The organism is Marinitoga sp. 38H-ov, from assembly GCF_011057715.1.
Taxonomy (GTDB): Bacteria; Thermotogota; Thermotogae; order Petrotogales; family Petrotogaceae; genus Marinitoga.
This window is the reverse complement of the sequence record NZ_LNGH01000008.1, coordinates 49491-69376: the sequence shown is the minus strand read 5'-3', so window position 1 is coordinate 69376 and position 19886 is coordinate 49491. Positions and strand designations below refer to the sequence as shown.

The 19886-nt window shown below is 25.8% G+C and carries 16 protein-coding genes; 13 read left to right on the top strand and 3 right to left on the bottom strand.

From position 1 onward, the window contains the following. Positions 1–15: 15 nt before the first annotated feature. From AS160_RS02775 to AS160_RS02765, 3 genes are read right to left on the bottom strand one after another with little or no spacing between them, the layout of a single operon-like run. A complete protein-coding gene (locus AS160_RS02775; RefSeq protein ID WP_165144571.1) occupies positions 16–393 on the bottom strand; it encodes a DUF1987 domain-containing protein in 378 nt (125 codons plus the stop codon). A 13-nt stretch (positions 394–406) separates the two neighbouring features. After that, positions 407–955: a SiaB family protein kinase gene (locus AS160_RS02770; RefSeq protein WP_206528049.1), complete on the bottom strand. Its 549-nt coding sequence runs from the start codon at positions 953–955 to the stop codon at positions 407–409. Between the two features lie 3 nt (positions 956–958). After that, positions 959–2656, bottom strand: a complete 1698-nt coding sequence (locus AS160_RS02765; protein WP_165144565.1) for a cache domain-containing protein — start codon at positions 2654–2656, stop codon at positions 959–961. A gap of 71 nt (positions 2657–2727) precedes the next feature. Here AS160_RS02765 and AS160_RS02760 point away from each other — a divergent pair, with 71 nt between their 5' ends. The 13 genes from AS160_RS02760 to AS160_RS02700 all read left to right on the top strand — a co-directional run bounded on the left by AS160_RS02760 (position 2728) and on the right by AS160_RS02700 (position 19883). Further along, on the top strand, positions 2728–3660 hold the full coding sequence (locus AS160_RS02760) for an enolase C-terminal domain-like protein (protein WP_165144562.1): 933 nt from the start codon (positions 2728–2730) through the stop codon (positions 3658–3660). Between the two features lie 186 nt (positions 3661–3846). After that, positions 3847–5739: a hypothetical protein gene (locus AS160_RS02755; RefSeq protein ID WP_165144559.1), complete on the top strand. Its 1893-nt coding sequence runs from the start codon at positions 3847–3849 to the stop codon at positions 5737–5739. 53 nt (positions 5740–5792) lie between these two features. Further along, a complete protein-coding gene (locus tag AS160_RS02750) occupies positions 5793–6524 on the top strand; it encodes a hypothetical protein (protein WP_165144556.1) in 732 nt (243 codons plus the stop codon). Beyond that, on the top strand, positions 6521–7876 hold the full coding sequence (locus AS160_RS02745) for a hypothetical protein (protein ID WP_165144553.1): 1356 nt from the start codon (positions 6521–6523) through the stop codon (positions 7874–7876). Before AS160_RS02750 ends, AS160_RS02745 begins: the two co-directional genes overlap by 4 nt. A gap of 11 nt (positions 7877–7887) precedes the next feature. After that, positions 7888–9123, top strand: coding sequence for an isoamylase early set domain-containing protein (locus tag AS160_RS02740; protein ID WP_165144550.1), 1236 nt, complete (start codon positions 7888–7890; stop codon positions 9121–9123). A gap of 125 nt (positions 9124–9248) precedes the next feature. Then, positions 9249–9584, top strand: coding sequence for a ribosomal L7Ae/L30e/S12e/Gadd45 family protein (locus AS160_RS02735; RefSeq protein WP_165144547.1), 336 nt, complete (start codon positions 9249–9251; stop codon positions 9582–9584). Further along, positions 9577–11685 (top strand): translation initiation factor IF-2, encoded by a 2109-nt coding sequence (infB, locus tag AS160_RS02730; RefSeq protein WP_165144544.1) that lies wholly within the window; start codon positions 9577–9579, stop codon positions 11683–11685. Before AS160_RS02735 ends, infB begins: the two co-directional genes overlap by 8 nt. A gap of 50 nt (positions 11686–11735) precedes the next feature. Then, positions 11736–12998 carry a DegT/DnrJ/EryC1/StrS family aminotransferase gene (locus tag AS160_RS02725; protein ID WP_165144541.1) on the top strand — a complete coding sequence of 421 codons (1263 nt, stop codon included), beginning with the start codon at positions 11736–11738 and terminating at the stop codon, positions 12996–12998. Positions 12999–13007: 9 nt separating this feature from the next. Continuing rightward, positions 13008–14870, top strand: coding sequence for a nucleoside-diphosphate sugar epimerase/dehydratase (locus AS160_RS02720; RefSeq protein WP_165144538.1), 1863 nt, complete (start codon positions 13008–13010; stop codon positions 14868–14870). A gap of 8 nt (positions 14871–14878) precedes the next feature. Beyond that, positions 14879–15790, top strand: a complete 912-nt coding sequence (locus AS160_RS02715) for an MraY family glycosyltransferase (RefSeq protein ID WP_165144535.1) — start codon at positions 14879–14881, stop codon at positions 15788–15790. A gap of 12 nt (positions 15791–15802) precedes the next feature. Then, the gene (locus AS160_RS02710) at positions 15803–17011 is read left to right on the top strand and encodes a hypothetical protein (protein WP_165144532.1); all 1209 of its coding nucleotides are present in this window, start codon (positions 15803–15805) and stop codon (positions 17009–17011) included. Between the two features lie 53 nt (positions 17012–17064). Next, positions 17065–18735, top strand: a complete 1671-nt coding sequence (locus AS160_RS02705) for a phosphoenolpyruvate carboxykinase (ATP) (protein WP_165144529.1) — start codon at positions 17065–17067, stop codon at positions 18733–18735. Then, the gene (locus AS160_RS02700) at positions 18735–19883 is read left to right on the top strand and encodes an MFS transporter (RefSeq protein ID WP_165144526.1); all 1149 of its coding nucleotides are present in this window, start codon (positions 18735–18737) and stop codon (positions 19881–19883) included. Before AS160_RS02705 ends, AS160_RS02700 begins: the two co-directional genes overlap by 1 nt. Positions 19884–19886 lie beyond the last annotated feature (3 nt).

Sequence of the window (19886 nt, the reverse complement as noted above, 5' to 3'; positions counted from 1 at the left end):
CCCCCGATTAATATTTTATTTTTTAATTAAATTAAATGGGATACTTAAATCTTCCATAAAATTTTCTGCTATTTCGTATGAAAATTCATCATCTTCATCATAATACCAAATTATTTTGACATTTTTATTATTTTTATATGCTTCTTCTAAAAGATCTAAAATAAACATTATAGACTTTGTACTGCTAGTATTTAAATAATTTACATCAAATTCAAAAACGATTTCATCATCGTGATTTTTTTTAAAAAAATTTTCCAACCATTCAAATATTGGTTTATAAAATTCAAAGGAATTTTCCGGATAAGAATCTCCTTTTAAAGATAATATTCTTTTATCGGGATCAAAATTTATTTCAGGTGTTGATTTGGATGGTTTTATGTATAATTTCTCCATATTCTATCCTCCCTTATACTTTTACTATTAATACAAAATAATAGTATTTTTCATTAAGTTTAATGAAATCATATTTAAATTTATCACAAGAACGTTTTGCCATTTCCAATAACCCAAGTCCAGCGCTACCGTTTTCATTGTATATATGATTTTTCAATTTTTCTTTATATATTTTTTTTATTTCATTTTTGTTGAGAGAATTTATTTTTTCTAGTTTATTTTTTAATTCTAACATATGTTCTTTTTTTATTGTATTTCCGGAGCAAATGAAATAATTATTATTATCTTTTCCTATTAGTATTATAGAATCAGATATATTTTTTTCAACATCTGACAATACTTTTTCATAATTTTTAATATTTTGACTTTGTTCTATAAAAACTGAAAAAACGCTATTCGCGCTAAAGTCCATATTCTCATCTTTTTTTAAATGCTCCCTTAAAGCATTTCCTATTTCCTCAATAATTCCCTGTGAAAAAGGACCAATAAAACTTATTAAAATATCATTTCCCTTAATATGATTTTTCAAATCTAAAATAACATTTGGGTTCAATTTTATCACCTCTCATATTTTAAATCCTAAAACAGTTATATCATCTCTTTGCTCTTCACCGCTCATATATTGCTCTATTTTTTCTTTGAAAATCTTTTTTTGTATATCCATAGGTTTATTATGAACATTTGATATGATTTTCAAAAAATTCTTTCTTCCAAATCTTTTATTTTCAGTGTTATTTTGATCTTCATAACCATCTGTTGCTAAGTAAAATGACATATCTTCCTCTAATTCAATAATATGATCTATATAGTCATAATCTATTTTTGAACGTTTATATCCTATTCCTTGAACATTACCTTTTATTCTTGTTATTTCATAATTTTTATTTGTAAAATATAATGATATTCCAGCACCGCTATATATTAACTTATTTTTATTTATATAACAAATTCCTATTTCTAGCCCATCATCTACTCTGTAATCTTCAATTTTTGAGTTTAAAGTTTTTTTAAATAAAATATTTAACTCTTTTAAGATTTCAGAAGGTTTTCTAATATCTTTATTGTCTGTTATTCTGTTTAACAATGAATTAACAGTCATGGTCATTAAAGCTCCGGGCACTCCGTGACCTGTACAATCTATAACAGAAATATAATAAGATCCATCATCTAATTCTTTGAACCAATAAAAGTCTCCACCAACAATATTTGCAGGTTTCCAATATACAAAAAAATCTTTTAATTTCCTTTTAAGCAGCTTATCTGAAGGTAAAATAGAGTCTTGAATATGCTTGGCGTAATATAGACTATCCATAATCTTTTTATTTTTAATTTCTAATTCTATATTTCTTTCTTCAATAACTTTTTTTAGATTTAAATTTGTATATACTATACTTTGAATATGTAAGAATGCTATTAACAATATTAACAGAATTATCGAGTTTGAAATTGCTCCTTTTATAACTGGAGAATTTATTTCCCATTTTTCAACCATTGTTATAACATACCAGCCAGTAGATGGTAATTTTGTATAAGCGATATAATAATCTTTATCGTTGTATTTAAATTTTGTAATTCCATTATTTTTTTTCAAAATACTTAAATCATTAAAAAACTTTTTATTTATGTAATCTAAATTCTTATGAAGTATAACAATACCTTCTTTGTTAATTACAAAAGATTGACCAGTTTTATAATTTATCTCGTCGTTAATTAAATTTACAAAATCTTTTATTGAGCAATCAATAGAAAGAACACCTATAACTTCCCCATCTTTTATAAGTGCTTTTCCTGTTGATATTAACCATTGTTTGCTAGTATATTCTCTATATGGTGTGCCAATATATACGGAATTAGGGTTTTTAATGCCTTCTAGATACCAAGGTCTAATAGTTGGATCGTATTCTTCAGGAACTTCCCAATTATCAATAATAATTTTTTTATTTTTATACCCAGGATATATAAACTCAATATTTTCATTTGATTCCCGATAATTTTTTAATATTTCTAATACTTTTTTTTCGCTTTCCTTAGATATATATGCATTTAAAAAATCAGAATCTTTTGAAAACGTTTCAGCTATATTAATTAATTCTGTGAAGTAATCATTTATAAATGTTGCAATTACAGAGTTTTCGCTTTTAATATAATCTTGAGATTTTGTTAAATTTGTATTATAATAGTATATAATAGAATTAACACTAATATATATAACAAATATAAAAGATATAATCAAAGCGTAGTTTAGAAGCTTATTTTTTTTCATAATTCACCTCACATGTTATTACTATTTAAATATATTATAACAAAAAAACATGAAATTTTGGAGGAGAGATAATGAATAGAAAAAGAGATGTGTATTATTGGCAAGAAAGAAGTGTTACAAAATATTTAAAAAATGAATGGGTTGAGCATGCTGTTTTTAAAATTAATTCACAAGGTATTGAAGGTATAGGAGCGGGCACTCCAAATCCTGATTATGGCGAAACTTATAAAACAACAATGGCAATTATAGAGAAAATGCGTAAATTAACAGAGAATTGGGAAGATTTAAATGAATATGCTGAGTTTGAAAAAGAAATGAATAATATCGTTAAATTTGATATGTCTTCAAAAACAGCTGTGGAAATAGCGATAGCTGATTATATATTAAAATCAAAAAATATAGATTTGGCAAAGATATTATTTTCAAAAAGATTAATGAATGAAAATATGATAAAAGTATATGTGTATAGTAATATGGATTTTAATGTGTTTAATGAAGTAGAATGTGGCAGTATTTTAAAAATAGAATTTTTAGAAAAAGTTGATATTAAGGAATTAAATGAATTAAAAGAAAAAATAAAAGGATATAATATATGGATAGATTTTAAAGGCTTGTTTGATCATTATGAAATGAGGAGGGTATTGAATTTATTAAAAGATTTAAAAATAGTAGCCTTAGAACAGCCTTTGCCAGTTGGAAATGAATTAGCGGTAAAAGATATAATGTATAAATATCCTATTTTTTGGGATGAATCATTTAAAAATTTAAATGATATCCTAAGGTTAAAAGATTATTCAACAGGGCTTATATTTGAAATAACGAAATTTGGAGGATTAATAAAAACATCGGAATATTTGAATTTAGCAAGAGATATTGGTTTAGAAACTGTAATATCCTCTAGAATAGAACATCCTATTACTTTAAATTGGGCAAAAAAAATAATGAATTCTTTTAATTACGCTGATCTTGATTATAGTCATTATATAATTAAAACATCTAAATAAATAACATAAATAAGGAATCTTGAGGATTCCTTATTTTTTTGCGGATTTTTATTAATAAATTTATATAATAATTAATAATTAGTAATAATTAACATTAAAAATAATATATAAAATTTTTTGATTTAATGTAATGTTGTATAATTGTATTGCAACAAAACTATTACATTTATATTAGGAGGGGTGATTATGAAAAAGAGTATTTTAATTGTTGGTTTTATTTTATTATCCTTTTTATTAGTAAGTTGTTTGCCAAAACCTCAGGAAACTACTACTCTTGAAGATGGTTATTATTTATATTTTTCTAATAGTGAATGGGATTTTGACTTAATACCAGAGTGGAAATTTGTTCAACAAGATGATGGTACATATAAGCTGGAAATTCCTGCATCAGATTTAGTTGAAAATGTACCAGCACCAACAAATAATGAAAAAGTTTGGTGGTGGAAAGTTGTTCAAATTACTGGAGATAGTTCAATCGCATATGGAGGATTTGGAGAATTTGATCCTAGTGTTCCTATAGATCCAGATGTTGTAGAAAATATGGATAAAGTAATTTTCTATTTTGATCCTTCAGCTGATACTACAACAGATCATAAAACTATAGCAGGTGTAATGGGTGATAATACAAAAGATGCATCTCCAATATATTTTGTAGGATCTCCTACAGAATGGAGTTTTGTTGAAATGACAAATGGGATATATGAAACAGAATTATCTACAAAAACAATATTTGGTCCTAAAAATCCATTGGAGTTTAAAATAGGAATTGGTCTAAATCATTGGCCAAATAACGCAGAAGAAAATCCATTTTTATTTGCAGAGAATCATTATTATGGAACAGGTAATAATTCAAAAGCATTTGAAGAAGGAAAATATACTATGGGTGCAAAGGTTACATTCGATCCACACTTTTCAAAAGTAACAGTAGAGCCTATAGAAGAAATTCCATATATATCTGAAGTAATATCAGATATAGATGCTAATCAAACAATAGAAGCTTCTTCTGTTGGTATTGTAAATTATGTATTTAGTTCATACGTATTTATTCAAGATGATACTAAAGGTATAGAAGTTTATAAACCATTTAATATAGCTGATTTAAAAATAGGAGATTTAGTATATGTAGAAGGAGAAGCAAAATATTATGAAAATTCATCTACAAAAGTTTACGAATATAATATAAACAATTCAGCTTCAGTAACAGTATTAAAAAGAGATATTGAATTGAAACCTGAAGAGATTACAGGAATGGAAATTAAAGATAAGTGGGATTATTATGGGAAATTAGTAACCTTTAAAGGAATATGTACAATTTCTGATGATGGTTTTGGCAATGCATCATTCTTATCAAATGGCGCTACAATAGTTGTAAAAAATTATACATCAACAACATTTGAAATAGGAGCAGAATATAATATTACTGGTGTAATAATGTATAATTATGATCAATTAAAAGTAGTACCAAGAGATGAAAATGATATTGCTGCACCAGGTCAAATAATTATAGATGGAGATTTAAGCGATTGGACAGATTATGCTACTAAAACTATTACAGAAGATGCAACTGATGATAGTAAATGGGGAGAGGCAAATGATGTAAATTGGGTAGGTGTAGCTAATGATGATGAATATTTATATATTGGAGCAAATTATAAAGCATCAAATAATGGATTTATAATTTATTTCTCTAAAGTAGGAGAAACTGGTGGAGCTACTGATATGAATTTTGGAGCTTGGAATAGAGTGATACAAACTCAAGACGGAACACCAATTCATTTCTTTGTAGCTGCATGGGAACATAATGATCCAGAATTATGGACTGTTGATAGCACTACAACCAAGACAAAACATGATGATTATATGATATTAAAGAATAATACAGATCCTATAATGGAAGTTAAAATAAAATTATCAGATTTAGGATTAAGTATTGGAGACAAAATTAAATTTGTTGGAACTATAGTTGGAGGTGATGGATCATCATCACCAGATACTATACCAGATAATACATATCCGGATAATTGGGATTGGAATATTCCATTGACAATAATAAATATGTCAGAACATATTATTCAATAAAAACTCCCCACCTCTTTTGAGGTGGGATTTTTAAAAGAATGGAGGTGATGTTTTTGAAAAAGATTGTATTATTAATTTTAATAATTTCTTTGATGTTAATTTTTTCAGGATGTATGATGAAATTATTGAATTTGTCTATTCCAGAAGGTATATATGTAGGTTATGACGGAAATAATTGGTTGCAAACAGATAATAAAAATATTGTAGAAAATAGCAAATTTATATATGATGAAAATTTAAAATTATATAAAGTTACTATAGATGCTTCTAAAATAAATTTTAATGAAGTAGATAATGATGGAAACAAATTTTATATAGGATATTATAAGGTATTTTATGTAAAAAATGATGGGAATATTGTTTCTGATTCTATTCCTGTTTTAAAATCCGGTTTATTAGATAATCAAATAAATATTTATTTAGATGTTGATAAATTATCTAATGGTAAAGGTGTAGGAGTTGGCGATGATACAAAGTTAAACATGAATTGGTATGTAGCTGGTAGCTTTAATAATTGGACACCAGAACAAATGAATAAAGTTTCTAATCATTTTGAAATTGAAATAAATAAAGAATATAAAAAAGGAGAAAATATTGAATATAAAATTCCTGCTTCTACAACCTGGAAACCATGGCAAATGATATTTAATGGAGAAGTATATTCGGATTCATCACAAAATCAAATATATACTTTTAAAAATGATGTGACAGGGTTTATAATAAAGTTTTTTCCGTTGATAAGTTATGTAGAAATTGAAGAGTTGAAAGTTGGTGATTCACAATGAAAAAAATATATATAATTTTTTTGTTATTAAGTTCAATAATAGTTTTTTCTGATGTTCAAATTAATGGAAATTTAGAATCATCATGGACATATACCTTAGAATCATCTCCTGCACAATTCTATTATAATGGTCTAAAATTAGATTTGTATATTAAGCCAAATGATTCAAATTTTTCTGGTGAATTAAATTTAAATAAAGGTAGTGATGATAAATATTATATAACAGATGGAGAATTTGAGTTTAAATTTGATTCAAATATTTTCAGAACACTTTTGAAAAAGAAAAGTGTCAACACAACAGATTGGTTAAATGCATTTAATAATGAAAAAATAGGTGCAGTAAATGGATTTATATTTAAGGTCGATCTGCCCATATTTCGTGCGGAAAATTTTTTAGTAAAAAAAGATGATTCGTCTTCATCACTTTTTATTTCTCATTTAAGAGGAATACCTTTGGGAAATTTCTATTATAGTTATATATATTCCAGAGAATATTTTACAAAATATATATATTATGATTGGAGATTATTTGATTTCAATTTAAATTTAGATAATACACAATTTTTTGGAGAATTTGGATATTCATATGATAAAGGAGAAAAGTATTTAGATAATAATTATTTAGTATTTTTAGGTAATAGAATTATTTTCAATAATATTAATAATGCTTTTTACTTAAAATATTTATCTTTTGGTTATAAAAAAGATTATTTACCTGATAGTTTTTCCAATAGCATTAGAAATGAATTAAATATTGGGAATCTGAACATTACACTTGAGGGATATTATAATTTTCCTGGCTTTTCTTTAGAATATTTAAAAAGTTATTTATTTCTAAATAACTATAATTATCTATACATAGGGGTTCCTTTTGAAAGCAATAAATATGACTTATATGATTCAGAAATTTTTTTAAATATTCCATTGAAAATATTAGGGAATGTAAATATTTCAATTTATAAACATGGATTAGAAGATAATTGGATGAATATAAAAAAATTCAGAGAATTTTCAATTTCTTCTAATATAAATGGGAATATATTTGGATATTATTATAATCTATCGTATATTTTTGGTAATAATGCTGTGAATATAGAAAATTCAACTGTTTATAATGGAGGTTTTTCAGAAGTATTATATGGTACATTATCAAAATCTTTTGGTAATTTTAATTTTTTTGGAAAAGGTATGTATATTTATGGTGTAATAGAAAGGTATAAAACATTATATTTAGAAACAAAATATACAGGATTTTCTAATATGGAATTGTTACTAAGTTTAGGAGATGGGAATTTTGGTGCTTCAAAAGAATTTAAGAAACAAATCTCTTTAACTGTTAGAACAGGATTTTAGGAGGTGTTTTAATGAAAAAAATAATAATATTATTAGCTATATTAACAGTATCAATTGTCTCTTTTTCAAAAGTTTATATTTATAATAATAATGTAGTTTTTGAATTTAAAGACCTTACAGCTTCAAAAGTTTTTTTAGCAGGATCATTTAATAATTGGGATCCAAGTGCTCATCCGATGGAAAAAAGTAAAAATGGATTGTGGAAAATTATGTTGAAATTAGCACCTGGAGATTATCAGTATAAATTTGTGGTTAATGGAACTGATTGGAAGGAAGATCCAGATGCTCCGGGATATACGCCAGATGGCTTTGGTGGAAAAAACGGGGCATTTTCATTAATTTTAGAAAATGGAAAATTAAAGATAGAAATACCTGAAAAACAAGAAAGCGGTATATTAAGTGGGTCATATGCCTTTGATTTGAAATCAAAATTTGATATTGAAAAATATTCATTAAAAAATCCTGAAGTTGTACATGAATTTAATTTAATTATTAATCCTAAAAAAACCGGCATGAATTTAGAAGCTGTTTTAAAAGCAGATAACAATAATTGGCAATTAGAATTATCTTCTTTAAAAGCTGTATGGGAAAATTCTAATTTTAAATTTGGAATGTATAAGAATAAGGCTGTAAATGACTTAATAAATTTTAGTGAAAATATTGAAAAAGAAAATTCTGGCTTTTTTGGAGTATTTAAAACAAATTTTATCAATATAGGAATTGATGCTTATTCAAATAATAATGATCTAAATTATTTTTTATCAAGTAAATTATATTTAGAAAAATTTTATCTTACAGCATTATTTTCTCCTAAAACAAATACATCTCCAATGAATATATATGGAAGAATAGAAGCTAATGGAGTTGGTATAGAGTATAAATATACTGATAAACTAGAATATATTTTATCTGATTTTAGCGATGATAATATTCAAGTTAAATGGATTTATAGCTTTTTTAATGAAAATATATCATTAGAAGGGAATTTTTATAATTATTTGTCATTGTTAGTTGATTATACTTTGAAAAATAATACATATAAGTTAGAATTTGGAGCAAAATATGATATAACAAACGATGCAATGATTTTATTTGATATGCACTATGATAATTTAAACAACTTAGGCTATAAAATAGGATACGAATTAAAAAAAGAAAATATTTCTGTAAAATTCAAGTTAGGACATGATTTTGAGAATGATTTTGAAAATTACTATTTGTATATTAATGCTACTTCTAAATTTTAAAATCCTCCGCAAGGGGGATTTTTTGTTAAATTACTGTTATTTAATTTCTATAATATAATGAACATTTCTTTATTCCAAATTTATATGTTATAATTACTTTAGAAAAGAAAATTGGAGGTAAAAGAATGAATGAAAAAAAGGTTGTAAACCTTTTAGGTTTTGCTTCACGGATGCGGAAAATTATTTTTGGAAAAGATAACATTAAAGAATATATTAGAAATCCAAAAAGAAGAAAAAAGTTTATAATAATCGCATCTAATGTTGGAGAATCTGTAAAAGAAGATACAATAAAAAGATGCGAATCACATAAAGTCCCATATATATTGCTAAAAGAATATACAAAAGAGGATTTGGGACATGCTTTAGGCAAAGAAGAAATAAGTGTGGTAGGTGTTTTAGATGAAAATATAGTTAATGGAATTAAAGAAGTAGCGGATGCTGGAGGTGATTCAATTGTCTAAGACGCGAGTATATCAATTAGCTAAAGAATTCGGAATGCATGCTAAAGAATTATTAAATGAATTAAATGATTTAGGATATAGTTTAAAAAGCCATATGTCAACTTTAGAAGATGATGAAGTAGAAGCAATTAGGGAACTGTTTGAGGAGAAAAATAATGAAAAGAATGTTGAAAAGAAAAAAAGTGAACCCAAAGAAAAAAAGATAGAAAATAAAAATGAAAAAAAATCTAAAGAAATAAAAAAAGAAGAAGTAAAAAAAGAAGAAGAAATAAAAGAAATAAAAATATCTAAATCAGAGTTAAAATTGGATGTTTTAGCAAATAAATTGGGGAAAGGGCAAAATGATATAATAAAAGAATTTTTCTTAAAAGGTAAAATTCTTAGACCGGGTCAAATATTATCAGAAGAACAAGCAGAAGAGATTGCTATGATGTTTAATGCATTACTTGATATAGTAGATGAATCAGAAGAGATAAAAAACGAAGAAAATGTTGAATTAAGTGAAAAAATAGACCCAGAAGAAAAATTTAAAGAATTTTGGAAGAAAATATATGAAGAAAAATCTGATAAATTAACAATAAGACCACCTGTTGTTACTATAATGGGACATGTAGACCATGGTAAAACAACATTGTTAGATAATATAAGAAATACTAGAGTTGCAGAAAAAGAAGCCGGTGGAATTACACAGTCTATAGGTGCTTATCAAGTAAATTATGATGGTAAAAAAATAACATTTATAGATACACCTGGTCACGAAGCATTTACTGAAATGAGAGCTAGAGGCGCTCAAGCTACTGATATAGTAGTTTTAATAATTGCTGCTGATGATGGTGTAATGCCTCAAACAATTGAAGCATATAATCACGCAAAAAATGCTAATGTTCCAATAATTGTTGCGATAAATAAAATAGATAAGCCAAATGCTAACGTAGATTTAACAAAGCAACAAATGGTAGCAAAATTAAATCTTATACCAGAAGATTGGGGCGGAGATACAATTACAGTTCCAATATCTGCTAAATCTGGTCAAGGTATAGATGAATTATTAGAAATGATACTTTTAGTTGCAGAAATGCAAGAAATAAAATGTTACCCTGAAGGGTTAGCGAGAGGGGTTATTATTGAAAGTAGGTTGGATAAATTCTTGGGTCCTGTAGCAACGACTATAGTGAAAGATGGAAAAATAAAGGTTGGAGATTATTTTGTAGCAGGAAATACATTTGGTAAAGTTAGAAGAATGATAGATCCCAACGGTAAAAATGTTAAAGTTGCAGGTCCATCTGATCCAGTTCAAATTTTAGGATTTGAAGAAGTACCAGATATGCATTCTATATTATACGGAGTAAAATCATTACATGAAGCTAAAGATTATGTTGAAAAGAAAAAAGCTCTTGTAGAGAAAGTAGTGCAAAAAAGACATATAAGACTTGAAGATGCATTGAAAATGATGAAAGAAGAAGGAGAACAAAAAATACTAAACATCATTATTAAAGCTGATACATTTGGATCATTAGAAGCATTAAAAAATGCAATAGCAAAATTAGAAAATCCTGACATACAGCTACAAGTTATTCACGGTGGTATAGGTGCTATTACAAAAAGTGATGTTATGCTTGCAACAGCATCTGATGCTGTTATACTAGGATTTAGAGTTAAAGCTGATAGTAGTGCAGTAAAATTTGCAGAAAGAGAAAGAATTCAGATAAAAAGATATGATATAATCTTTAATTTAATAGATGATTTAAAGAAAGCATTACAGGGTATGTTAGAACCTGAAGAAAAAGAAGAAATCACCGGATCTGGTGAGGTTAAACAAGTATTCAAAATAAAAAAGGTTGGAACTATAGCGGGTATTCAATTAAAAGAAGGGTATGTTGAAAGAGATGGTTCAGTAAGATTATATAGACAAGGGAAACTTGTATATGATGGTAAAATAGAATCATTAAGACATTACAAAGATGAGGTAAAAAGAATAGAAGCGCCTAAGGAATGTGGTATAAAAATACTGAATTTTGATGATATTAGCGATGGCGATGAAATGGAATTTTATAAATATATTCAAGTTGAAAGAACCATTGAATTTGGAAAAAATGAATAATTTAAAAGGCTCGCTAATAGCGAGCTCCTTTTAATTTAAGGGGGATTAAAATGAATGTACCTTTGTCTTCTGCTAGTTTAACAAGTTTAGAAAAGAAAATACTAGATGAAATCTTCTCAAGTGAAAGATTGGCTTTAGGTTCTTATTTGAACAAATTTGAAAAAAGTGTTGAGAAATATTTCGGTGTTGAACATGCAATTGCAGTAAATAGTGGAACTTCTGCATTACATTTAATATTAAGATCTTTAAATATAAAAGAAAATGATGGGATGTTAGTAACGCCTTTTACTTTTATAGCTTCTTCAAATGTAGCTCTTTTTGAAAGGGCTCACCCGGTATTTATAGATATTGATCCAAATAATTATAATATTGATTTAGAAAAGATAGAAAAAAGTCTTAAAGATAAAAATCATCCAATTTATAAAAGAATAAAGAATTTAAATAATATAAAATTTTTTATGGGTGTTGATATATTTGGACAACCTTTAGATTGGGATAAAGCAATAGAAATATGTAAAAATAATAAATGGAAAATAATAGAAGATTCTTGTGAAGCAATTGGTGCAAAATATAAAAATAAATATGTAGGTACTTTTGGTGAGGCGGGGACATTTGCATTTTATCCTAATAAACAAATAACAACAGGTGAAGGCGGAATTATTATTACTAACAATGAAGAAATAAGTAAATTATGTAGATCAATGTCTAATCAAGGTAGAGGGGATTCTAATGAATGGTTAGAACATGTAAGATTAGGATATAATTATAGAATGGATGAATTATCAGCGGGACTTGGATATGCGCAAATGCAAAGGCTTGATGAAATTCTTGAAAAAAGAAATAATGTCGCAAATAATTATTTTGATTTATTTAAAAACGAAAAAAGAATAGTATTACCTAAAATAGAAAAATATACTACAAAAATGAGTTGGTTTGTTTTTGTTATTAGATTATCTTTAGATTGGATGTCGAATTTAATAGATATTCCTGATTATGTTAAAAATGTTGATTTACCTTTATATATTGAAAAAAATAATGAGTGGAAAAAAATATTATATAATATTAAAAATATTACATATAGTGTAATAGATGAACTTAATAAAAATGGTGTTCAGTCAAAAAATTATTTTTCACCAGTTCATTTGCAAAAATTCTATAGAGATTTGTATGGTTATAAAGAGGGGGATTATCCAGTTACAGAGCTAATATCTTCTTTAACTATAGCAATACCATTTTATACTGAAATTACTATACATGAACAAAAATATGTTGTTGAAATAATAAAAGACATATTAGATAAATTTGAGAAATAAGGTGACAGTATGAAAAGAAAGATTCAATTAATTATTATAGATTATATTATATTTTTTATTAGTTATATTATAGCTTTGTTTTTTAGATTTCAGACAGATATTATTGAAATACAAAAATACATATTACCAATAATGATCTTTCCTTTGGTAATGGTAATTGTATTATATTTCAATAAAATATATGATTATGTATGGAGATTTGCAACATTAAAAGAAATTAAACCTATAATTTATTCCTCTTTTTTGGGTTACATAATTAACTTTTTTATAATTGAAGGTTTAAGAAGAACATTGTTTTCAAATTTAATTATTCCAATAACTGTAGGATTTATTACAGCGCTATTAGGTTCAATTCTTATTATTTTTAGTAGAGTATGGTGGTTTTCAAAAAATAACGAAAAAAATATAATTAATGTAAAAAATAATATTAGTAATAATGTAAGTAAAAAGATATTAATTGTTGGAGCTGGGGATGCAGGGGTAGAATTGCTAGAAGAATTTATAAAACATCCATTATATGGGAAAGTAGTAGGATTTTTAGACGATGATGAATCTAAAATAGGTAGAAAAATAAGAGATGTTAAAATATTAGGAAAAACCTCGGAAGTTATGAAAATTGTAGAAAAATATTCAATTAACGAAGTTATTATAGCAATACCATCTGCGACTTCAGAACAGTTAAAGAGAATTATAGATAATATTGATACCAAAAAGGTTAGATTAAAAACATTACCAGGGATTTTTGAAATATTAAATAATAAGGTGTCATTAGGATTTATAAGAGATGTAAATATAGAAGATTTACTTGGTAGAAAGGAAATTAAAGTAAATTTTGATGAAATAAAGTATTATATAACGGATAATAAAGTGTTGGTTACTGGTGCTGGAGGAAGTATAGGTTCTGAAATATGTAGACAAGTTGCTGCGTTAAACCCTAAAGAATTATTAATTTTAGGAAGAGGAGAAAATAGTATATTTAATATATCAAAAGAGTTAAATGAAAAATTTCCAAATTTAACTATAACTGAAATTATTGGCGATATTACAAATGAACATAGGATAAAAGAGATATTTAATATATTTAAACCTGATGTGGTTTTTCATGCAGCAGCTCATAAACATGTTCCATTAATGGAAAAGAATCCATCAGAAGCTTTTAGGGTAAATGCATATGGAACATATATTTTAGCTAAGAATTCAATTGATAATAATGTGAAAAGATTTATTTATATATCAACAGATAAAGCAATAAATCCAACATCAATAATGGGAACTTCAAAGAGATTTGGAGAAATAATAATAAGAGCTTTAGCTAAGCAATCAAGTACGAAATTTGGGATTGTTCGATTTGGTAATGTTTTAGGAAGCAGAGGAAGCGTAATTCCTATTTTTCAAGAACAAATAAGAAAAGGTGGTCCAGTTACAGTAACTGATCCAAGAATGAAAAGATATTTCATGACAATACCAGAAGCTGTAGCTTTAGTGTTGCAAGCCGGATCATTTGCTAATAATGGTGAAGTATTTGTGTTAAATATGGGAGAGCCTGTATTAATTGACAAATTAGCTAGAGAAATGATTAAGCTTTCAGGATATATTCCAGATCAAGATATAAAAATAGTATATACTGGTATTAGACCAGGTGAAAAATTATATGAAGAATTATTTTTAGATTCAGAAGAGTTTATAAAAACTGATAATGAAAGGATATTCATCTTAAAAGGAAATGATATTATAGAATTAAATCAGTTAAATAAATTAATAGAAGATATATCTAAAGGATTCAAAGAAAATGATTTTGAATTATTTAATAATTTAATTGAAAAATATATACCAGAAGCTACGTCAAAAATAAAAAAAGATATAGCATATTGAGGTGAATTATGGGGAACTACTTAATTATATTCATGTTATCAATAATAATAACATATATAATGATTCCTATAGCAAAAAAGTTAAGGGTTGTAGATAATCCGGATAATAATTTAAAAATTCATGATGATGCTATACCGTATTTAGGTGGTGTGGCTATATATTTATCTAGCATATGGTTTATAGAGGATATTAGATTTATTATTTTTGGAACATTAATGCTTGTTTTAGGATTATTAGATGATATAATGAATATCTCTCCAAGATTTAGATTAATTAATGAGTTTATAGGGGTTGTATTGACATTATTACCATTTTATAACTCTCTTGGAATAATTTATTCAATTATTTTAACAATTTTAGGTGTAACATTAATTAATGCAGTAAATATGATAGATGGAATGGATGGAATTTGTGGAGGTAATACATTATTTGTAATATTGTTTTTAAGTATAATTTCAAATCATTTAAATTATATTTATATTGTAGTAGCTATATTAGGTTTTCTTTTATTTAATTTTCATCCAGCAAAGATCTTTTTAGGAGATGCAGGGTCCTATTTTTTAGGATATACTATTTTTTATTTAACAGTTATAATGACATCTAATCATGGATTTGGTGGATTTTCCATATCAATAATAGTTTCAGCTTTATTTTATACAGATTTATTTTTTAGTTTTTTAAGAAGAGTTTTGAATAATAAATCTCCATTTTTTGGAGATAGAGACCATATTTATGATAAAATAAAAAGAAGATACAATATATCCGTTAAAAAAACAGCTATGATGACATATACTTTTTCATTTTTATTTGGTATAATAGGTATTATTAGTTGGGATTATCCTTATTTGGGTTTAACTTTAGCATTGATTGAATTTTTATTTTTAGGAATATATTTTAAATTATATTCCTATAATATTTAATGGAGGTAAAATATGGCCTTACTAAAAGGTATAGATGATTCTTATTTTGAATTGACCCCTAGAGTAATAAAAAAATTTTGGTTTACTGATTCGATAGATGAGGATGTTGAAGAAAAATATATATTTGAAGTTAAAGCTAAAACAGGGGATTTTATTTGGCATCCTAATGAATTTAGCGTTGAATTACCTGATTCAATAGATGTTGAAATGGAATATATGCCAACATTATTAACTATTTTTAGACTAAATAAATTTTTTAATAATAAAATGAAAAGCATTTTTTCATTTTTATCTACAGATTCTCTAATGCTAACCGAAAGTATTATAAGTCACGAATTAATGGTTTATACAATAAATGAAAGTGTTGATTTTTCAGCAATATATATAAATAAATCTGGTAGATATTATGAACATCATTTTATATTTTCTAGATATGATTATCAAAGTGTTTTTGATATAAGTATTAAAACTACAATGTCTGAAATAAAAAAGTTTTATAAAACTTTAATAAATGAATTTAATAGATTTAGATTAAATGTTTTACCAGAAATAATTAATCAAGAAGCTTTTTTAAAACATATATCAGAAAAAATTAAGATAGTTGATTTTAATGAATTGAAGAATATAGAAGATAATATTTTTCAATTATATAATATAAATAATATTGACCAAAATATTTCATTAAGCAATTCTGAAGAGGCTTTAAAATCTTTTACTAATTTTATTGGGGAAATGAAAAAGCATAAAAATGATGAAGAAAACGAAGATGACGATGTTGATATTGAAATATTCATGGAAGAAGATGAAGAAAATGATGAGAATGAAACATTATGGGAAATTATAGATGAGATAGAAGAAGAAATAAAAAATATGTTAGAGAGTGAAGATATTGAAAATGAATATATATTAACTAAAGAAGAAAAAATAGAAAGTATATATGAAGAAATTCAAAAAAGTTATGAAGTATTTAATAAAAAAGTGTTAGAAGAAGATGATGAAAAAAGAGAAGAAAAATTGTTAAAAAGTTTGATATTAATATATGGAATAGAAACCATCTATGAATTAAAAAATAAATTGAAAGATGATTTTAAAAATATAAATATAGAAAAAATTTTAGATGATTATTTAAGAAACTCCGATGAAGGTATTGTTATGGAGTATAAGAAATGGTATAGAAAAATAATTAGTAAGTTAGGAAAAAATTTGAACCAAATTATATAACCCCAGTAATGGGGTTATTTTTATTTGATATTTTTTTCACAGGAGGTATATAAATGGCAACTAGGAGTTTTTTTACTAAAGATGAAATTTCATCATCAAATCCTATTTTTTCTAGAATCAGAACCACTATTGAAACAGCATTTTATCGAAATAATGTTGTAAAAGTAGATTCTCCCAAAGAAGCATATAAATTAGCAAAAAACTCTCCTGGAACTATTATCACAGATATTAATGTGTATAAACCGGAATTATTAGCTTTAGATGAAGGAACAAAAATTCTTATATTTAATGATGGCGCTATTACTGGCAGATATGCTGCTGGTAGGAGAATTATTGGCGAGCCTGGAGTAGATGAAAATAAATATGCAGAAATAATTAGAGAAGCAGTATATAATACAAGATTTAAAAAAATGTATCATGCTATATCTTTTACAGGATTGCATGAAGATTTTATTGTAAAAAACCATTTATTAATCCCCGAAGGACATGAAAATATATTATACAATTGGTTATTAAATTTTCAACCTTTAACAGTTGATTTTATTAAAATTTATGAAAAGTCAAGAATGTTAAATGAAGGGGATATTTATATTTTCTCTGATCCTGATTGGAAACATCCGGATTTTCCATTAGGATTATCATTTTTTGATCCTCAACATAATTGTGCTGCAATATTAGGTATGAGATATTTTGGAGAGTTTAAAAAAGGGACATTAACTCTTGGATGGGGAACAGCTAATAGAAATGGTTATGCTTCTTGTCATGGAGGATTGAAAAAATATACTTTAAAAAACAATGAAACTTTTGTAGCTGCTTTTTTTGGATTGTCAGGTTCAGGAAAATCTACATTAACTCATGCAAAACACAATGGAAAATATAATATAACTGTTTTGCATGATGATGCGTTTATAATATCTATGGCAGATGGTTCAACAATTTCACTGGAACCCTCTTATTTCGACAAAACATCTGATTATCCAGCAAATTCAGAAGATAATAAATATCTATTAACTATTCAAAATTGTGGAGCAACTCTTGATGAAGAAGGCAGAGTAATTCCAGTTACTGAAGATATTAGAAATGGAAATGGAAGAGCATTAAAGTCAAAATTATGGTCTCCTAATAGAGTATATAAGATTGAAGAACCAATAAACGCAATATTTTGGTTAATGAAAGATCCAGTATTGCCTCCAATTGTTAAAGTTAATGATCCTATTTTAGCTTCAACATTAGGAGCAACATTGGCGACAAAAAGAACATCTGCAGAAAAACTAGCAGATGGAGTAGATCCAGACGCGTTAGTGTTTGAACCATATGCAAATCCATTTAGAACATATCCTTTATCTGAGGATTATTATAGTTTTAAAAAATTATTTGAAAAAGGTGTTAGTTGTTATATATTAAATACAGGATATTTTCTAAATAAAAAAATAACAAAAGAAATTACATTATCATCTATAGAATTAGTGGTTGAAGGTAAAGCAGAGTTTAAAAAATGGACAAAAAATATTGATATAATTGATATTGAAGGGTATATTCCCAATATGGAAGATAAAGAGTATGTGAATAATTTTGTGAAATCTATGAAAAAAAGATTAGAATTTATAATATCTCGTGAAACTGAAAGAGGAGGAATTGATAAACTTCCTTCAGAATGTAGCGAATCTATAGAAAGTATAATAGAAATGTGCAAGGAAAATAAAAAAGATTTATTGGAGGTATAATGGAACCACTAGCTATATATATAACATTTACAAATTTTTTTACAAGTTTTTTTAAATCATATTTTAAACCATTAATTCCATTTTTTATGGAATACTTTAATGTAAATGAACCAAAAATATTTGTAATGATGGCGTCAATTTTGACGCTATTATCTTCGTTTAGTCAAGTTTTTTTTGGTTATATTGCAGATAAATCAAATAAAAAACTACAATTTTTATATTTATCAGTAATTATAACAATGGTACCTATATTGTTTTTAGGTTATGTAAAAAACATATGGTTATTATTTTTAATTTTCTTAATTGGATATTTGGGGAGTGCTGCCCAAGAACCTTTAGGTGCAGGGATTAGTGGAACTATTGGCAAAGAAAAAAGTACCACCTTAGCAATTTTTATGGTTGGAGGAACATTTGGTTACGCACTAGGTCCTATATTTATTACATATTTTGTTAGTAATTATAATTTAAAAAATTCAGCATATATAGGATTGATTGGAATTGTTATATACACAATTTTATTTTACTTTGCATTTAATTATTTTAAAACACATAAATATTTAAAACCAAAAGTTAAAAAAGGTAGATTTTTTGAAAGTTTTAAAGGTTTTAAATATATTGCGCCAATATGGTTTTTAACTATTCATAGGGCGTTTATTAGCATTATGTTTAGGTCATATGTTCCAATAAAATCTAGAATGTTGGGTTATGATTTGACTGTAGGAGGATTATTAGTAACATTAGGTTTTTTAGCAGGAACATTTTCTAATTTGCTAGGTGCAAAATTAGAGGAAAAAACAAGCGTAAAATTCGTTAATTTATTGTATTTTTCAGCATTTTCAATATTAGTATTTTTATTTACTATATCAACAAATATATGGGTTTTAGCTATTTCATATATATTAGCTGATGCGTTTATGTTTTTAACGATGTCAGTAAATGTTCATTATGCACAACAATTATTACCTGATAACAAAAGTTTTGCATCTGGAGCTTTAATGGGTTTCACTAGAGCAATGGGGAATGTTTTAATTACTATATATTCTTTCTTTTTTGGAAACAATGTACAGTTTATTTTAAATAGCTTATGGATATTTGGAATATTCGGAATATTATTAACAATTTTTTTAATAAAAGAGCAGGCTATTTAGCCT